General features: G+C 58.7%; 17 protein-coding genes. 9 read left to right on the top strand and 8 right to left on the bottom strand.

Going from position 1 to position 18506, the window contains the following annotated elements:
• Positions 1-147: 147 nt before the first annotated feature.
• The 3 genes from B0G73_RS32670 (at position 148) to B0G73_RS32660 (ending at position 3016) form a co-directional block, all read left to right on the top strand.
• Positions 148-1344, top strand: coding sequence for an amidohydrolase family protein (locus B0G73_RS32670; RefSeq protein ID WP_106285262.1), 1197 nt, complete (start codon positions 148-150; stop codon positions 1342-1344).
• Positions 1345-1483: 139 nt separating this feature from the next.
• Entirely contained in the window at positions 1484-2278 is a 795-nt protein-coding gene (locus tag B0G73_RS32665) for an enoyl-CoA hydratase/isomerase family protein (protein WP_106285261.1), read from the top strand.
• Between the two features lie 51 nt (positions 2279-2329).
• Entirely contained in the window at positions 2330-3016 is a 687-nt protein-coding gene (locus tag B0G73_RS32660) for an SDR family NAD(P)-dependent oxidoreductase (RefSeq protein WP_106285260.1), read from the top strand.
• A 189-nt stretch (positions 3017-3205) separates the two neighbouring features.
• On the opposite strand, the gene B0G73_RS32655 is transcribed toward B0G73_RS32660, so the two are convergent.
• Positions 3206-4357 carry an NADH:flavin oxidoreductase gene (locus tag B0G73_RS32655; protein ID WP_106285259.1) on the bottom strand — a complete coding sequence of 384 codons (1152 nt, stop codon included), beginning with the start codon at positions 4355-4357 and terminating at the stop codon, positions 3206-3208.
• 123 nt (positions 4358-4480) lie between these two features.
• Between B0G73_RS32655 and B0G73_RS32650 the strand changes: the two genes are divergently transcribed.
• Positions 4481-4942, top strand: a complete 462-nt coding sequence (locus B0G73_RS32650; RefSeq protein ID WP_106285258.1) for a PaaI family thioesterase — start codon at positions 4481-4483, stop codon at positions 4940-4942.
• Between the two features lie 15 nt (positions 4943-4957).
• Here the strand turns inward: B0G73_RS32650 and B0G73_RS32645 are convergent, their stop codons facing one another.
• The 7 genes from B0G73_RS32645 to B0G73_RS32615 all read right to left on the bottom strand — a co-directional run bounded on the left by B0G73_RS32645 (position 4958) and on the right by B0G73_RS32615 (position 13145).
• Entirely contained in the window at positions 4958-5542 is a 585-nt protein-coding gene (locus B0G73_RS32645; RefSeq protein WP_258194063.1) for a TetR/AcrR family transcriptional regulator, read from the bottom strand.
• 201 nt (positions 5543-5743) lie between these two features.
• Entirely contained in the window at positions 5744-7306 is a 1563-nt protein-coding gene (locus B0G73_RS32640) for an MDR family MFS transporter (RefSeq protein WP_374957043.1), read from the bottom strand.
• A 50-nt stretch (positions 7307-7356) separates the two neighbouring features.
• Complete coding sequence (locus B0G73_RS32635) at positions 7357-8838, bottom strand: hypothetical protein (protein ID WP_258194052.1); 1482 nt, start codon at positions 8836-8838, stop codon at positions 7357-7359.
• A complete protein-coding gene (locus B0G73_RS32630; protein WP_106285255.1) occupies positions 8744-9598 on the bottom strand; it encodes an oxidoreductase in 855 nt (284 codons plus the stop codon). Before B0G73_RS32630 ends, B0G73_RS32635 begins: the two co-directional genes overlap by 95 nt.
• Positions 9599-9632: 34 nt before the next feature.
• A complete protein-coding gene (locus tag B0G73_RS32625; RefSeq protein WP_258194051.1) occupies positions 9633-11021 on the bottom strand; it encodes a hypothetical protein in 1389 nt (462 codons plus the stop codon).
• Complete coding sequence (locus tag B0G73_RS32620) at positions 11018-12481, bottom strand: acyl-CoA reductase (RefSeq protein ID WP_106285254.1); 1464 nt, start codon at positions 12479-12481, stop codon at positions 11018-11020. The genes B0G73_RS32625 and B0G73_RS32620 overlap by 4 nt, the downstream gene beginning before the upstream one ends.
• Positions 12482-12554: 73 nt before the next feature.
• Positions 12555-13145: a MarR family winged helix-turn-helix transcriptional regulator gene (locus tag B0G73_RS32615; RefSeq protein ID WP_258194050.1), complete on the bottom strand. Its 591-nt coding sequence runs from the start codon at positions 13143-13145 to the stop codon at positions 12555-12557.
• Positions 13146-13331: 186 nt separating this feature from the next.
• On the opposite strand from B0G73_RS32615, the gene B0G73_RS32610 reads away from it, so the two are divergent.
• From B0G73_RS32610 to B0G73_RS32590, 5 genes are all read left to right on the top strand, one after another.
• Positions 13332-14438, top strand: coding sequence for a phosphotransferase family protein (locus B0G73_RS32610; RefSeq protein ID WP_106285253.1), 1107 nt, complete (start codon positions 13332-13334; stop codon positions 14436-14438).
• A 28-nt stretch (positions 14439-14466) separates the two neighbouring features.
• Complete coding sequence (locus B0G73_RS32605; protein WP_258194049.1) at positions 14467-15555, top strand: ecdysteroid 22-kinase family protein; 1089 nt, start codon at positions 14467-14469, stop codon at positions 15553-15555.
• Positions 15556-15713: 158 nt separating this feature from the next.
• Positions 15714-16682 (top strand): phytanoyl-CoA dioxygenase family protein, encoded by a 969-nt coding sequence (locus B0G73_RS32600; RefSeq protein ID WP_106285251.1) that lies wholly within the window; start codon positions 15714-15716, stop codon positions 16680-16682.
• A 31-nt stretch (positions 16683-16713) separates the two neighbouring features.
• The gene (locus tag B0G73_RS32595) at positions 16714-17532 is read left to right on the top strand and encodes an SDR family NAD(P)-dependent oxidoreductase (protein ID WP_106285250.1); all 819 of its coding nucleotides are present in this window, start codon (positions 16714-16716) and stop codon (positions 17530-17532) included.
• A gap of 723 nt (positions 17533-18255) precedes the next feature.
• A partial coding sequence (locus B0G73_RS32590) for an NAD(P)/FAD-dependent oxidoreductase (RefSeq protein WP_146144258.1) occupies positions 18256-18506 on the top strand: 251 nt, incomplete at its 3' end.

Below are 18506 nucleotides of genomic sequence, written 5' to 3'. Positions count from 1 at the left end.
GCTGATATGGATCGTTTTTTTTCCGATATCAATGCGGTATCACGATCTCTCGTTTCGATATGGAGGTTTGTGGGTCGATTGCGTGCACCGATACTTCATTCAACGGCGCGGCTCTCATCGCTCGTTCCATAAACAGGAGACTTCTTCATGCCGACTTATCAAGGAAAGATCTACGACGCTGATACACACTTCTACGAAGTGGAGGATGCGTTCAGCCGCTATCTGCCGGAAAAATTCAAGAAAGAATGGGGGTTCACAAGCCGCGTTACCCCCGAAGGCAATCGCTGCATGTATGTTGGCGATCGCAAGGTCGAGATCAGCGAAGGCTACACTTCGGCCGAAGGACTTGTACCGCCCCCGGGAAAGCTCCACGAATGGCTGCGGGCCATGAAGGACGGTAAGGATAACGTTGAAATGCGGGTTCAGCCCACGCCGGACATGTTCAATCGCGACGCGCGTCTGAAAAAGATGGATGAGTTCGGTGTTGAGGCCTGCACGATGTATGTCGGAGAAATGGTTGCATGCATCTCGTACCTGAGCGAACCGGCCGCAGCCAATGCCGTCTTGCACGCATACAACCGCTGGATGCTCGACGATTGGGGCTTCAGCTATAAAGAGCGTATCTACAGCACTCCGATCGTCACGCTCGACGATCTCGACGCGGCTGTTGCCGAGGCGAAATGGCTCGTGGCAAACGGCGTGCGCGTGATCCTGATGCCGATGGGGCCGTTCGGTGGGCGCGCACCCGCCGATCCCTATTTCGATCCGTACTGGGCGATTCTTAACGAAGCAGGCGTGCGCGTCACGTTCCACGTTTCCGAAGCGATTTACATGAAGGACCACATGGCCGTGTGGGGCGAGCCGGTGCAGCAATCGCGCCAGCGCCAGACGGCATTCGTGTGGATGCACGGTTATGGCGAGCGCCCGGTGGTGGAAACGCTGTCGTCGTTCATCTTCTACAATTTCTTCGAGCGTTTTCCTAACGTAAAGCTGTGCAGCGCGGAAAATGGCGCCGAATGGGTGCCGTCCATGCTGGTGAAGATGGACAAATGCCGCGGAATGTCGAAAAACGGTTACTGGCCTTGCGGTCAACTGAAGACCCGGCCGAGCCAGATATTCAAGGAGCACGTCTTCGTGGTAGCGTATCCGGAAGATGATCTCGCGCAGATCGTCGCCCAAACTGGGTCGGCGGACTATTTGCTGATGGGTTCCGACTATCCGCACGCAGAAGGCGTACCCGAACCGAAAGATTTCGCGCGTGAGGCTTGCGAGCCGTTGTCCGCAACGGACACTCAAAAAATCATGTACGACAACGGACGCCGGTTCATCCCGGCCCGGGCCTGACCGTTCGGATGTTTCAGTAGTGAAGAGGCGCGTGTCAGATGTGCCTCGAGCGGTTTTTTGTTCGACCCATAACGATAGAAGCGACAGCGGGGGAGCTTGCGACATCCCGCGCGTTCGCGTCACTCTGGACAGGCTAGCCATGAACTTACTGAATTATCAGGCGTTGCTGCTCGAGCGCGACGGTGGGGTTCTTACCGTCACGCTCAACCGGCCCGACACTTTGAACGCCTTCGACGAACAGATGGATATCGAAATGTCGCGGCTCTTCGGGGATGTCGCCGACGATCCGCAAACGCGGGTGGTCGTGCTCACCGGCGCGGGCCGCGCATTCAGTGCGGGCGGCGATATCGAACACATGCAGCAAGTCATTGACGATCAGTCGTTGTTTCTCGCCGGCATGCAGCGCGCCAAGAAAATTATCTTTTCGATGCTCGACTGTCCGAAACCGGTCATCGCGAAGATCAATGGCCATGCAGTTGGACTCGGGGCGACCATCGCGCTGTTCTCTGACCTGAGTTATGCAGCGAACCACGCGAAAATCGGCGATCCGCATGTGAAGGTCGGTTTCGTTGCCGGAGACGGCGGCGCTGTCATCTGGCCGCAACTGATTGGCTACGCGAAGGCCAAGGAGTACCTGCTGACCGGTGATCTTCTCGGAGCTGAAGAGGCGGCTCGTCTCGGATTGATCAATCGTGCCGTTCCCGCGGACGAACTCGATGCGGTCGTCGATGCAATGGCGAAGCGCCTGGCGACGGGTGCTTCGCAAGCCATTCAGTGGACCAAGACGTCGATCAATATCGGTCTGAAACAGCTTGCACATTCGATACTCGACGCGTCGATTGCGTACGAGGCCTTGTCGAATCAGACCGAAGACCACCAGGAAGCGGTGAATGCGTTTCGCGAGAAGCGTGATCCGGTATTCAAGGGCCGCTAAGTCGCGCTCGCCTGGCTGTCGCCCGCAGCTTGTTGAAAGAGGAGTGCTGAGATGCAACGTGTAGTTGTGGTTAGTGGAGGGTTCGGAACGCTCGGTCGGGCCGTCGGCAACGCATTTGCAGCCGATGGCTGGAGTGTTGCACTGTTGGATCGGGCGCCGGCGCCTGACGCATCCACTCAGGACGGGCAATGGCTGCTCGGAGATGTCGATCTGACCGATCTGGGCAGTGCACGAAAGGCCATGTTGTCGGTGGTCGAACGTGTCGGACCTTTGAACGCATTGATCAACGTGGCCGGCGGTTTTCGCTGGGAAACATTGGCGGACAGCAACCTGGAGACATGGGATGTGATGTATCAGATGAATGTGCGTACGGCTGTGACCGCGTCCAGGGCGGCTTTGGAGCATTTCGCGAACGGAGCGGAGGGCGCACGCATCGTCAATGTTGGTGCCGGCGCCGCACTGCGGGCCAGCACGGGCATGGGCGCCTATGCGGCGTCGAAGGCTGGCGTGCTGCGCTTCACCGAGGCACTCGCCGACGAAGTTAAGGATCGCGGTATGACTGTGAATGCAGTCCTTCCCGGTGTCATCGATACGCCGCAAAATCGCAAGGACATGCCCGATGCGGATTTCTCGCGCTGGGTGCAGCCGGCCGATATCGCAGCCGTCATTCTCTTCCTCACAACGCCTTGCGCATCCGCTGTGACGGGCGCATCGATCCCGATTACCGGGCGTTTGTAGGTGAGTCGCCGCTGAACCGCCTTTGCTGCGGCATGTTTTTTCGTTGCAGCAAAGGCGCGTTCTATTGTCATCCGCCAGTGACTGCCCGACACACTCGACGGGCCGCGGCCTCGCGAGGCAGTCAGTCAACCGGGCGCACTGCCGGAGCCTTCTGGGCGCCAGCAGATTTGCGTCGGAGAACTGCTCGGATCAGGTCAGGCGAACCAGTGAATCCGTGCTGAACCCGAGGAAGGGTTCACCCAGACGTGCGCGACGGGCCCAGTTAGCATCATGTAGCAATGACCGCCCCACGCCGACCAGGTCGAACTCGTTGCGCATGAAGCGATCGAGCAATGGCTTAAGGTCGGGCTGCGCCACCGTTTGCGCGCCGGCCATGGAATCATAGTAGCCCTTATTGATCCCAATGCCGCCTACGGTCATCGAGAGCTTGCCAGTCACCTTCTTTGCCCAGCCGGCAAGATTCATATCAGAGCCTTCGAACTCTGGGCGGTTGAAATACCGGGTGCTCGCTTCGAAAATATCGACGCCGGCCTCCGCGAGCGGCGTGAGAATCTGTTCGAGTTCTTCGGGCGTGCTAGCGAGACGCGCCTTAAAATCCTGCTGTTTCCACTGCGAAAAGCGGAAACTTATAGGCATTGTTTCGCCAAGCTCCGCGCGGATTTCGCGGACAACCTCCGCAGCGAAGCGGCTCCTCGCGACCAGGTCCTTACCCCACGCATCTGCGCGTATATTGGTCTCGCTCCACAGGAACGAATCGATCAGGTAACCGTGACCGCCGTGAAGGGCTATTCCGTCGAATCCGGCGGTTTTTGCATGCGACGCGCTTCGGCGATAGGCTGCAATGACGTCGGCGATCTCCTCATCGGTCATTGGGCGGGTGGCAGGCTGCACTCGATCGAGATAGCCCGCGTCGAGTGACGTCAGGCCTCCCCGTGGTCCCCATAGGCCGGACGGCCGCATTGGGGCAGCAGAGGGGACTGGGCCGGTATGAGCTTCTTTCATCGGACCCATGTGCCACAGTTGAGGAAAAATCACACCGCCGCTTGCGTGAACCGCATCGGTCACGAGGCGCCATGCTTCGACCGATTCAGGCCCCGTCAGTGTGGGAATTGAATTCTCGCCGAGTCCGGCTTCGCCAAGCGCCGACGGATGATCGATCCCGACACCTTCAGTAATGATGAGCCCAGTCTCGCCCTCAGCACGCCTCTGATAGTACGAAGCGACATCGGGCCCTGGCAGTCCGTCGGGAGAAAAGCCCCGCGTCATCGGTGACATGACGACGCGATTTGCCAGCGTGATTCCGCGGACCGCGAGTGGCGCAAACAGTGGTGCTGTGATCACCTTTGTCTCCGTGCGTATAGTTGACTTGCATGCGAATAATGATACGCTACATTTTTATGGTGAAACAGCGTCTCGTGCCATGCACAAGACATGAAAAGACGACGCGTATAGAGGACTATGTCAATGCAAACCCACGTCACCGCGGTTGCCCACGTCGAGCAGGATGACGACGATCAGATTCCCGAAGGGTTCCAGCTGATGCCGATGTTCGGCCCGTTCCATGAACTCGTCGGCGCGATCTGGTACAGGAAAAGCGAGCGTGGGCACGTCGTCGGGATGCGCATGCGGGAGAAACATCGCAACCTTGGGCAGATGATGCATGGCGGGATGGTCTGCATGTTGGCGGACACCGCCATCACATGGGCGAGCAAGTATTCGCGCCAACCCCCGGTCAAGGTGTTGACGACCAATCTGACGGTCAATTTTTTGGGTGGCGCTCAGCCCGGCGACTGGGTCGAGGCGCATGTGGATGTGCTTCGGTCCGGTAAGCGCGTGGTCTTTTCAGACTGTCTGATCTGGGCGAACGGACTGCGTATCGCTCAGGCGTCAGCACAATTCCAGGTAATAGGGCAGATGGATGGGTAGAGCGGCTGTCAGTCTCTAGGCCTGTGGCCGGTGGATCTCGCCGGACCCTGTGTACCGCCAGGCCGACAGCAGCAGTTGCTGGATGTGTGCGGCGCGTTGTTCGCGGTGTGCGCGCGTAGTCGGAATGCCCATCAACACTTCCGTGCTGCCGGCAACTAGCGTAAGCAGGTCACGGGCAGCCGCGGGTGCGTCCTGAACGCTGATCGTGCCACGGCGGGCGGCGGAGGCGATGAAGTCCGCTACCGGTTCGAGCATCTCGTTCACGTATCGAACGAACCCATTCGCCACATCCGGAAAGCGATTCGATTCTCCAACTACGACACGAGTGATTTCAATCGTGTCCGTGGTCGCCATATGCTCAGTCAATGTGCGCAAAAGGAGCGACAGCGTCTTCTCGAACTCGCGAGGCGGTTTCAGCAACTGCTCGATCCTGCCTCGTAAATCCTCCATGCCATGCGAGATCGCGGCGCGAAACAGATCCTCTTTCGTGCCGAATTGCCGGTAGACCGTAGTTTTGCTGATTCCCGCGCGAGCGGCTATTTCTTCCACTCTGGCTGCACCAAATCCTTCTGCGCGAAAAATCTGCGTCGCTGCGCTCAGCAGTCTTTCGCGCAGTTCGGCTGCGGCGTCCTGGGTAGGCCGGCCTGCAGCCCGTGGAGTGGCTGTAGCAGCCGCGGCGTCGACTGAAGGTGCGGGTGCAGCGCGGAGCGCCGGAGATTTAGCCATGGGCAGCTGGCGACCAGGGAGAAAGTGAAAGTGTACTCACCTCCCTGCCAGTTCGCCAGTAGGGCCGACCTAAGGCTATTCGAGCGCCACGTGCGGCATCTCCCCGGAGATGCGCCGGTGCGTCGGGCGAATCAGGACAAGCAGCGGAATGACAGCCAGCGTCGCCCATAGCATTAGCTTGAACGCATCGATGTGCGCGATCATCGAAGCCTGTTGCGTGATGACTGCATCAAGCGTCGCCATCGAGGCTTGAGAAGAAACGTCGAACTGTTGCCGCAGCACGGGATTAAATGCCGTCACTTGTTCCGCGAGCGCAGCATGAGAAACCTGAGTATTGCGAGTCACGACCGACTGCACAAGGGAGATGCCGATGCTGCTGCCGAGGTTACGCATCAGGCTGTAAATTGCCGTGCCGTCGGCACGGAGTTGCGGCGCCAATGTCGAGAACGATGCCGCACTCAGCGGCACAAACACCAGACCCAAACCGAAGCCTTGAATCAGCCCGGGCCAAACAATGTCGGAGCGTGCAAGCACAATGGTGTACTGCGTCATCTGCCATAGCGAAAACGCGGATACCGCGAAGCCACATAGCAATGAAAGCCGCAGATCGACTTTGCCGACGAGGCGGCCGGCGATGAGCATCGCGATCATCGTACCGAAACCGCTTGGCGCGGTGACGAGACCAGTCGTCGCGACAGGATAGTTCATCAGATTTTGCAGCATGGGCGGGATCAGCGCACGGGTGGCGTAGAGCACCGCACCGATTACGAATATGAAGCCGATGCCGGTGGCAAAGTTGCGATCCCACAGCAATTGGTAGCGGAAGAACGATCGCGGACCGGCGGTCGCAGTGTGCACGATGAAAAAGGCAAATGCGATCGCTGCAATCAGGGCTTCGATACGAATTTCCAGCGAGCCGAACCAGTCGAGCTGATCGCCGCGATCGAGCATCGCCTGGAAAGCGCCAATCGCCACCCCCAGCGTGATGAAACCGACGAAATCGAAGCTGCGCTTCCGGCGATCATCGCGAGCCGGAAGCGAGACCAGAATGCCGGCTAGAGCGAGTAAGCCAACCGGAAGGTTGATGAAGAATACCCAGCGCCAGTTATAGCTGTCGGTGAGCCATCCGCCGAGAGTCGGACCGATGATTGGGCCGATCATCACCCCCATGCCCCACACGGACATCGCCTGACCCTGCTTTTCGCGTGGATTGATATCGAGCAGGATCGACTGCGCGAGGGGCACCAGCGCAGCCCCAAACACGCCTTGCAGCACGCGTGACAGGACGATCTGCTGAAGCGAAGCGGAAATGCCGCATAATCCCGAAGCGATCGTGAACCCGGCAATGGAAACGACGAGCAGACGCTTCAAACCAAGGCGGTCGGTGAACCAGCCGGTGAGCGGGGTGGCGATCGCCGCCGCGACGATGTACGACGTAAGGACCCAGACGATTTCGTCCTGCGACGCTGCCAGTGCACCCTGCATGTGCGGCAGGGCGACGTTGGCAATCGTGCTGTCGAGCGTTTGCATCAGTGTGGCCAGCATGATCGACACCGTGATAATGCGGCGATTTTTAACGGGTCCTTTTTCAACGTTCACGGTGTCTGCTGGTAGCGCGTCTATCGAAGGGTTGTGCATTGAGCGCGGCGCGGCCGGTGTTGAGATAGGTGAGTGCACAGGCTGAACCGTCAGACCTCGATCATGCCGCGAACGTATGATTCCATCGTGCCCGCACACGAAAGTTTGTCCTCACCCTCTTCGAGATCCGCATAACGGCCGACCTGCCTGACGAGTGGTCCTCGCAAGCCATCTGTGTCGCCTTGGGGGGAGAAGTCAACTGTCACCTTGTCGCCCGTGATGAACCCGCCCCAGTACCCTTCGGCAAGCAGATCGAAGAATGCAAAACGACCTTCGACAGCGCCGGTCCCATCGGCGGGGTTGAGTAATTTTTCGCCTGCCTTATCGAGCACGAATGGAACGATCCACGGACAGATCGCGAAGCCCTGCGCCACGTCCGACCACGGGCCGGTGCCGATCATTTCCGACATGCCATAGCTGTTCTGGACGTTCTCCGACTTGATGCCGTAAAAGTCGATGATCTGCTGGCGGAAATCGGCGGGGGCTTGTGTGCCTTTCAATCCGCCGCCGGTGGTGATGACTGTCTCCGGATGACAGATACCGTCCGCAACGCCACGGCGGCGCGCGAAATCGACCAGCGTCCAGTGCAGCGACCAGTTGCCCTGCACAAGCACAGGTGAATCGCGGTGAGCGAGTAGTTTGTCCAGAAAGCGGTCGATCATCGCTCCTGTGTGTCGCTGACGCTTTGCAGCCTGCTCCTGAAACGCCGCGATCGCACTCGGCTTCGTGCTGCCATCTGCGAGCGCGCGACGCATGCGGCCCATCTCGATCGTCGAGGATGCCAGCACGGGATCGTCAAACATCAACGTACTTTCGCTGCCTAGTTGCGTAGCCGCGCTCAGGACTGGTCCGATATGACGATGGGCACCACTGGGCGGCATCATCAGAAACACTGGGCGCTTGCCAAAATCCCGCTCGATCAGCTTGTTGCCGTACAAGCCAAGCTTCACGCACGTCGCCGTCACGCGGTCCATGTCGGCGCGCGTCTGGCTGATAAAACTGCATTTGCCGGAGGTGCCGCTCGAACTGAACACGTAGTGACCAGCGCCGCGCAGGCGCTCCATCCAGCTATCGACGTTGTCGACGCCATCCACATCGACGTCGACAACGGGACGGCTCGTCAGTGTTTGCAGCCACGTATTCAAATGTTTCCATCGGCCGCTCTCAACGAACTGCTCCGGGTAGCTCTTGTAAATCTGGTGTGCGAACAGTAGCGGCACCATATCCGCCTCTGTGCGAACGTCATCGATGCCCATGTCGGCTGCTCGACGGTTCAGGAGCTTGATCTGTTGGCGGCGCTCGGCAAAGCGCTCGCGCATGGCCGCCAGTTGAAGAGCTCGCAGACTTTCGGGGTGGTGGCGAAACGGATCGATATCCTGTTCAAGAAGGTCGTAAAAGCAGTCGACGGTTGACATGGCGTTTCCTGAGGATGTGGCGCTATTGGGCGAAATCCGTGGCGATCGAGACGTCGAGCCACGCGTCGAGGTTTTTCTGCAGCGCCGCAAGTTTGTTGCGCACGACGCCGACCGCATCGGGTCCTAGAGGCAACCTCAACGGCGGCTCGTCGGCATAGACCGCCTGGATGATCGCCGCAGCCGCCTTGGTCGGATCCCCCGACTGTGTGCCGTGATAGTGCGTCATCTGCTCACGCATTTTGCCGACTGTTTCCGCATAGGCGGATGCCGCGACTTCGCTCCATCGCAGCGAGCCACCTGCAAAATTCGTGCGGAAACCGCCGGGTTCGACCAGCGTGACGCGCAGGCCGAATGGCTTGAGTTCTTGCGAAAGAGACTCGGATAAGCCTTCGATTGCATGCTTGGAAGCGCAATAGAAACTGCAGCCAGTGATGCCGATCAACCCTGCGACCGAGGACAGGTTGACGATGTGTCCAGAGCCGCGCTCGCGCAAGTGCGGCAACACTGCCCGGATGGTGTTCACAGTGCCGAAGAAATTGGTGTCGAACACTTGCCTGGCTTCGGCATCGGACACCTCTTCGAGGGCGCCGAACAAACCGTATCCTGCGTTGTTGACGAGCACGTCGATGCGCCCGGCGCGGGCGAGCGCCTGCTCGATTGCTTGCGGGACGGCTGACGCGTCGGTCACGTCGAGCACCATCCCGTACGCCAGACCGACAGGAGACAACTGCTCGAACGCCGCAATCTGCGATGGGTTGCGCACGGTGCCGACGACCTGGTCGCCGCGCGCGAGCACTGCTTCAGCGAGGGCCCGGCCGAGACCGGACGACACGCCGGTGATCAGCCAGACAGCGGCCGATGTCGATTTGGCTGTCATCAAAACTCTCTCTAAGGAAATTAAAGAAGCAAGATCAGGCGGCGGGGCCTGCTTCGACCATGTCGCCCAACTCGCCGCGCACATAGGCATCGATGGTGCCGGCACACGATAGCTTGTCGTCGCCGCCCGTCAGATCCTTGTAGCGCACGACATCGCGAATGACAGGTGTGCGCACACCATCGATGCCGTGCCCGAACTCCATCACGACCTTGTCGCCGCTGATTACGCCACCCCAGCGTCCATCGGCCAGCAAATCGATAATCGCCAGGCGGCCCTCGACGATTCCTTTTCCATTGGATGGATTTAGCAACTGTTCGCCCGTCGGGTCGAGTACGAGCGGCACAAGCCATGGCGGAACGGCCCACGCGTTTGCCGCGTGGAACCATGGGCAGAATCCGGATACCTCGCCCATGCCATAGCCATCATTGAAGTTGTTCGCGTTGAAATTGAAGAAGCGCGCACACTGTTGCTGGAAGTCGTGGGGAAGATTCGCCCCTTTTTTGCCACCACCGATGCTGACGACCGTGTCCGGATGGAAGTCGCCATCGGGTATGCCGCGTTCGCGCGCGGTTGCCACAATCTGGTACAGCATGCCCAGCATGCCCATGATGAACATCGGCTCGCGGCGCCGTTCCAGCAGCAGATCGATGAAGTGCCGGAAGTCGGCCTGCACGAGTTCGGCGCGTGCGCGGCTTTCGATCTGGAATTTAGCGATCTCGCTGGGCATGGCCGTACCGTCAGCAATAGCGCGACGCATGCGTGCCATACGGGTGGTCTGCTCCGCGCTTTGCGGCACATCGGACATGTAGTGGATGTCGCCCGGAATAGCGATCGTTTCCGCGAACCTGGACATTCGCTCGGTGCCGGTATACGAACCGGAAGAGGGCGTCAGCAGGAAGACCGGAACGCGGCGCGATGGATCGCGCATAGCGCTTGCCGCCCAACGAATGCCTTGGCCCATCAGCCGCCAGGCGAGTTCCCGGTCGACGCCGCTTTGATAGATGAAGGATTGTTTGCCCGATGTGCCACTGGAACTCATCACGTAATGGCCGTGTCGGCGCAGTTCGTTGATCCAGTCGTCCATGTTCGCAACGTCGGCGTAGTTGGGTCCTTCGATCTTCTGCGCCGTAATCGTTTGCAGCCACGCGGTCAGTCGCGCCCACTTTCCCTGTTCGATAAAGGAGTCGGGATAGCTCTTGTAGACAGCGTCCGCAAACAGCAGGGGCACCGCGTCATGGAGGCTTGATAGTTCGCCTACGCCCGCATCCGTTGCACGCTTGTCGAGAATGCGGATTTGTTGACGCCGCTGCGCGAACCGCTCGCGCAGGGCCTGCAACTGGACGGCCTGAAGATCGCTGGGAGCGTGGCGAAAAGGGTCCGGATGATCGGTCAGTCGCAGCAGGGTATCGAGAGCCAACATCATGCTGTCTCCGTCGCGTTATCAATGCCCGCTTCTTCGGATATCCACTTCATGAAGCGGTGAATCGGGAACATGCCGTCATGCGGATAGCCGCCGACGCCGTCTGAAATTGATTCGCCAAGCGTCACCATGCGCTGAACCCCGGCACACGCGAGCGCGTCACGAACCTCGACGACGCGGTGCGGGGGGTAGATGCCAACGGTCTGGGTGGCCACGGTTGCAAAGCGGGTTGCATCACGCAGGCTTTTCACCGGGATGACGTTCACCGTCTTGCAGATTGGATGAAAGTCGACCAGTTCGTCCGACCGGATCACAAGGCCCTTTCCGTCATACCCACCGAACACGCGATAAATCGGCTCCATTTCGCGTAGCACGTCGACCGCCTCGCGGATGTCGCCTGGCACCACTGGGCCTTGCCCGTCGCCATAGCGGAAGTCTTCGCCGAGTGCTGTCGCAAGCTTTTCGCAATAGCGGTCAGCATCGTCCTCGTCTCCCTCAATGAACTGATAACGGCTCGCATTACACGCGTCCTGATTGAACGACTGGACATCGGCCGCGCCGGCGCGCGCAACTTCTCGAAGCAGTTCGTCCGAAGCAAATGCTTCCCGGCCAATCAGCGAGATCGACACCTTCGGGTCGAAAGCCACGAGTTCGAGGCCAGGACCCGCATAACGCATCGCATGGCGCACGGCGCTTTCACCACCCCACACGACGAGCTTGTCGAAATATTGCGGGCGATACAGGATCGACTCGACGTTCTCGTCTCCGCCGCGCCAATAAGCAGCCGAAAACGACTGCGTCAGCGGATGCTCCGGGTCCATTTCGGCCATCGTGCGCAAAATTGCCGTCGCGGTAAAAAGGTCGTTGGAAGGCAACTTCAGCAGATGCACACCTTTGGTTAGCGCGGCGCGCATCACTGTCATGGCGGCGACCATCGGCGAATTTCCGGCGAGTATATGAACGAGGCGCGGTGGAAACGCGCGTAGGCGGCTGGGGCGCCCGCGCAAAATGCGTGGCATCCAGCCGTCGATCACTCTGGTGTCGCCGAGGCTGATGCGCAACTCATCTTCGATCACGCTGCGTGCGAACAGATTCGGAATGTCCCGATAGCAGTTTTCCAGAATGCGGCGACCGAGCGGACTCACTTCGACCATTGATTCAAGCGCCTGCTGCATCAGCGGATTTGCGTCCAGATGCAGACGCGGACCGAGGTCCACGAGGAAGTCGATAACCTGGGCAATCGGCAAGTCGAACGCTGGGCCTGCTTGCTTGCGGGACCAGATCAGGTCGTCAAGTCCTATCGCCGGCGTGCTGAATTCCTTGCCAAGATCGCGCGAGATATGCTTGACGGCCTCGCCCGAAACGGTGCGCCCGCGATAGACATGCGGCACGAGAAGTTGCGCGGGGGAACCGCCATGCAGTGATTGCGGGCTCTTTTGGGCGGGGGTGTCGACATGATCCATAAGTAATCCTTCTCGATTCGGTAAGGGCGCGACACTCGCGCCCGGATGAATGCGCGCGTGGGAATAACATTTCTCAGCCTAGGTTGACAATCATGCGATCCATGAAAAGCTTTAGCGCTGTCACTTCGTCTTGTGTGAAACCGCGCAATTGCCGATCGTGCGTCTCGACGATCAGGGGAAGGGTTTCGCAAATCGTGATGCGACCAGTGTCGGTCAGCACCAGGTACACGCTACGTCTGTCCGATTCATTGCGAACGCGACGGAGAAATCCACGTCTTTCAAGGAAGTCGAGTTGGCGGGTCATTGCCCCGCTATCGGACAACAGGATGCGATATAGCTCGGACGGCGTTCTGGCGCGGCCGTCGAACAGTGCTTTCAAGACGCCCCATTGCAACGCGGATAGGCCATACGACGAGAGCTGTGCGTCTACCGCGTTGCACAACAAAATACGTATCTGGTTCATCCCGTAGGCGACACTTTCCTCCGAGCGATAGGTATTCGCGCCTTTTACAGGCATGAGTTCGCGGTCCGACGAAGCGGACTCAAACTGAAGCTCTGACAAGTTGTCCACTGGATTTCTGCCAAAAAAGTATCTGCTGTTGAATGCAACTATATGCACGACATTCAAAAATCGCAACATTTTTCGTCGTGTGGTTTTCCCCATGTTGTCAACCATAGACGCGGTGCGCGACGATGCAGCGACATGTTCAGGAATGTCCAGTCTGAGGAAGGCTTGCGGGTCTCCAACTAGAGGACTGCGCGAACGCCTTGGACAATGCAATCTGTTTCAACTGCTGCAGGCGGTCGCGCGTGCGGGACGGCTACGAGATAAATACATTCAGGAAAGCAAATGGAATGCGAAGACGACGTGAAGCTGTCGCCGTTACCCGTGGACGTTAGCGAAGTGACTGCGAAATGGCTGACGCAGGCACTTCAGACCTATTGCGAAGGTGTCGAGATCACATCGCTGAAACTGGTGGATGTCATCTACGGGACAGCAACAAAGCTTCGTGTTCACCTTGAATACAATGCGCGTGGAAATGAATCCGGCTTGCCGCGGTCTCTGATCGTCAAGGGCGGGTTTGTCCCCGAATATCGGCATCTGAATGCCTATATTTACGAATACGAGGCGCGCTTTTTCGAGGGGGTGCAGCCGGAATTGCCGGTGCGCGTTCCTCGCGCATTCTTCTCGGCGACCGATCATTCGAACGGACAATCGATTGTCATTCTGGAAGATCTTGCGGAACGCGACGTGACGTTTTGCCGTGTACAGAGCACGTTGTCGTACACGCAGGCTGCCGCAAATCTCGACGCCCAAGCCCGATTGCACGCGCAATACTGGGCTGCGCCCGCTCTCGCTGCAGACGGCAAGCTTGCCTGGCTTGCGGAACAGGACCCATTGCCGGACGGGGAGGCCGGCACCTATCACTGGGGGCAGCTAAAAGCCGATGTATTCGCCCACTATACCCAGTTGCCGCGAGGGGCTGCGATCCCCAAGCAGTTCCATGACCGGGACTGGATGGAGCGAGCGCTGCTGAATCTGCGTTGGTTCGATCGACTGGGCCCGATGACGTTTTTGCACGGCGATGTGCACTTGGGAAATCTCTATTTCGAGCGCGATGGCACGCCGGGTTTTCTCGATTGGCAATCCTATCGGCGCGGACCATGGGCGCACGATTTCACATACTTTCTTGTGTCCGCACTTGATATCGCCGATCGTCCCAAATGGGAGCGCTCGCTGCTTACGCACTACCTCGAGCGACTCGCCGCATATGGGGTTGCGACACCGCCGTCCTTCGGCGAAGCATGGGATGCGTATCGACGGCATCTCGTCTACGGGCTTTACTTCTGGTTGGTGAATCCCGTTGAATGGCAGGCCGAGGTCAATAACTGCGCGGTCGTACCTCGTTTCGCGATGGCCGCCCTCGACCACGACGTGTTCGACTTGATGGGTTGACTACTGAAAATTCTAAACGGGGTAAACCTTGTCCACGCTAATTGTTGCAAGCGACATGAGACTGCCGGTGACGGTCGATGAAATTTCCGCGAAGTGGCTGACGGCAGCGCTGCGGTTTCGATATCCCGGTGTCGAGGTCACCAGCTTGATATGCGAGGACATCTTGTCGGGAACCTCGACGAAGGTACGTGTTCTGCTCGAGTACAACGGTACGGGAGACGACCTCGGTCTGCCTGCGCGGATGATCGTCAAGGGGGGATTTGAAGAGCACAGCCCGTTGATGAAAGATATGTACCACAACGAGATGCGTTTCTATCGCGACGTACTGCCATTCATCGATATGAACACGCCTCGGTGCTTCTATGCGGGCACGGATCCTTCTGGCTGGCAATCGATTGTCGTGTTGGAGGATCTGCGAGCGAGCGGAGTCACGTTTTGTCACGCACAGCGTTCGGCAGGCTATGACGACGTCGCCGCGCGGCTTGTCGCGATGGCGCGTTATCACGCTCAAACGTGGGACAGTCCGGAATTCGCCGAAAGCGGGCGATACGGTTGGGTCGGGGACCGTTTCTCGGGGTGGTCGCTCGACTATATGCGTCGCTATCTTGTGCCTGAAGTATGGCGGCACTATGCTGGACTACCGCGTGGAGCGGCGGTCAGTCGGCTTCTTCACGACCGTGACTGGATGGAGGCGGCGCTAACGCACCTTGGCGAGTCGCATCGAGGCAAGCCGGAGTGTCTGATTCACGGTGACACACACTTGGGCAATCTCTACGTGACAGCGGATGGAAAGCCGGGGTTTTTTGATGCGCAGGTCAGCCGTGCGCCGTGGAGTCTCGAAGTTTCCTACCATATCTGCTCCGCGCTCGATATTGCCGAACGGCGCAAGTGGGAGCGCCCACTGCTCGCGCATTACCTGACCCATCTTGTCGCAAACGGCGTGGAAACGCCGGCGTTCGACGTGGCGTGGGAGGACTACCGCCGAGACCTGGTCTACGGCTACTTCATCTTTGCCATAAACGAGACGCGCTTTCAAACCGAGGCAGCGAACACAGCTTACGCTGCGCGTTTCGGGGCGGCTTTACTCGATCACGGGACAGTCTCGCTGGCGCTGTGATGTTCGACTGAAGAGTTCAATACACATCCGACTGGTGCCCACGCAATAATGGAACTACTAGTTGCATTATTGCGCAGTGAGGCTTAAGCTGAATCTCCAATCCACGAGTGGAAAGGCCGACCGCGCGAACGAACTGCGGCGAACAGTAGGGAGACGAGATGAACGCGACATTGGATGCTGGCGTATTGGCGGCAATGCAGGAACTCCACGTATCGAACGATATTCTTGATGATCGCACGGCGCTCCTGGCGGCGTGGGACCGCGATGGCTATTGGTTCTTCAGGGATGTGCTCGACACCGAAGCAGTTGGCCGGTTGCGCAGGGTATTTCTCGATGAGCTTTCGCAGCTTGGCGTGATAGCCCCAGACGATCCCGCTGCTCGATACAACGGTAAGAGCCTGGAAGATTTTCCATTTCGTATGGAGTCGCTCGCGTCGCGCAAGACGTGGAAACCCTTCGTCGCCGAGCCGCCAATTCATCGTTTCTTCAGCCGCCTACTTGCTGACGAGCCGTTCTGGATTCCGACAGTCGAGTATCGAGCCACGCCCCCGGCGCAAGATCGCGCCCGAGCTCGCTTCGACTACGTCCATCAAGACGGTTTCTACAACGCGGGAATTCCGTTCTCTATCTGCTGGGTTCCGCTGGTCGAGATCGACCCGGAGGTCGGAGGGCTGGTCCTCGCCGAAGGGATGCACAAAGGCCCCTATTTGCACGATCTCGCGCAACCGCCGCTTTTTCCGATTCCTGATGGCGCGGTGCCAGCGCATGCATGGCGCCGCACTACGTATCGCCCCGGCGATGTTGTCATCATGCATCTGAACACCCCGCATACGGGGGTGGCGAATTACTCGGACCGCTTTCGGCTTTCGATGGACATCCGCGTGATGGCAGCGTCCGGCGACACACCGATTATCGGCAATATCACCTCGCTCACGTCTCGTGAGGTGGCCGTGCAGGACGGTCATGGCCGCAGTGGGACATTCGCGTTCGATGAATACACGTACTGCCGGGGGATCGATGGCAGGAAGGTGCCGCTCGACGAGATTCCATCGCACTTTCACGAAGGAGATGAGGTGATTCTGGCGGCGCGTGATGGCCGGGTAACGGTGTTGCGTCCACCGCACTGACAGTTCGTCGAATACACACACCGGGTAAAGCATGCCTTTTCCAAAGATTTTCCATCAGCGTCTCGCACGCAAGGTTGCGATCGTGACTGGCGCGGGTTCGCAAGGCAATGGTGTCGGCACCGGCAAGGCCATCGCTTGCCTTTTCGCGCGCGAAGGCGCGTCGATCTGCCTGGTCGATCATGACGAGGATCGGGCAGCCGAAACGCTTGCAATGATCGTTGAAGCGGGGGGTAGTGGGTTCGTGTGCGCTGCCAATGTCACCGACAGCGATGCATGCGCACGCGTCGTTGCCGCTACGGTCGAGCGTTATGGCGCGTTACACATCCTGGTCAACAATGTCGGTGTGGCAGGGGCTGGCGGCCGCTTCGAGAATATTGATGAAGCCTCGTGGGATCACATTATCAACGTCAATCTCAAGAGTGCCTTTTTGATGAGCCGAGCGGCGGCACCTCATCTGGTTGCGGGAGGGAGTGGCGCAGTGGTCAACGTCAGTTCGACTGCGGGTATCCGGAGTCACGGCGCGGCGGCATATGGGTCGTCGAAGGCGGGCATGATCGCGTTGACGCGTGAACTGGCCGTCGTGTACGGCCGCGATGGGGTCCGTGCCAATGCAATCGCGCCGGGACATATTTTTACCCCAATGGTCGAGAGCATGCTGGACCAGCAGGCAAAAGAGCGCCGCCGCAAGGTCGCACCGCTCGGTATTGAAGGGGACGCATGGGACGTTGCGGCGGCTGCGTTGTTCCTCGCAAGCGATGAGGCACGCTTCATTACCGGCGTCTGTCTGCCGGTGGACGGCGGCGTGACGGAGGTTGCGGCACTCTGCGCTTACGATCTGGTACAGCAATAGCGTTGTTGTGGAGCAGATCAAGTTCATCTTCACAATCGCGACCGCTCCGCTGTCGCGCGCTGTGCAATCGATCGACATCATGCTGCGGACATCATTCGCAAGATGCTGCAGGCTCCGAGATCCGATCCACGGGGCCGCATGATCGTTTACAACAGCGGTGTATTCAAGGAACACCGGCCACCGCAGATCTGGCAAACATTCTTATCTCTCCACGCTGAGAAATGCTGGAGCGAACGGGCCGTCACCGTTTCTTCGTTTTCTTGATTGGCATCAGCTACGTGATTACCCCGTCCAGGCCAGTGTCTCGTCTACCGGCATCTAGCTGGCAGAGAAATGTCGATTGACGCAATGTCAATACCTCCAGCGACCGCACGAGGAGCTTGCGAATCAAGCAGTCACGCTAACGTTCGCGTCTCGCGCGCTGATGTGATCTTCGAAGCAGGCAATCCCGCTCAGATGGCCGGCTAATTCAAAATGAACGTGATGGATGAGAGATCAGTCGATCCTTGTTGGGGATCGATGACGCTAGGGGAAGGACCGCGTGACGGTAAATGTTGCGTTCATATTGTAAAATGACATTCACAAAATTATACTTCCTTCATGATGATTGGGTGCGCTTTTGGGAAGGGAGTCCTAGGCGCGTCTTTCCGCGCTTTTCATGCGGGTTAAAAAACTTTAATTGCGGAAAAATGCATCCGCGAGACCGGCAGGGAGACTTTTTGCATGACCGCAGCATTGCTAGAACAGTACGGTCCACGCGAGTCGATGGAATACGACGTCGTGATCGTCGGCGGCGGCCCAGCCGGGCTGTCCGCGGCGATCCGCCTGAAACAGCTGGCAGCGGAAAAAGGCGTCGAGCTTGGCGTGTGCGTACTGGAGAAAGGCTCGGAGATCGGGGCGCATATCCTGTCGGGCGCGGTGATGGATCCGCGCGCGATCACCGAACTGATTCCGGACTGGAAAGAAAAAGGCGC

Source organism: Paraburkholderia sp. BL25I1N1, assembly GCF_003002025.1.
Taxonomy (GTDB): domain Bacteria; phylum Pseudomonadota; class Gammaproteobacteria; order Burkholderiales; family Burkholderiaceae; genus Paraburkholderia.
This window is presented reverse-complemented; position numbering and strand designations above follow the sequence as displayed.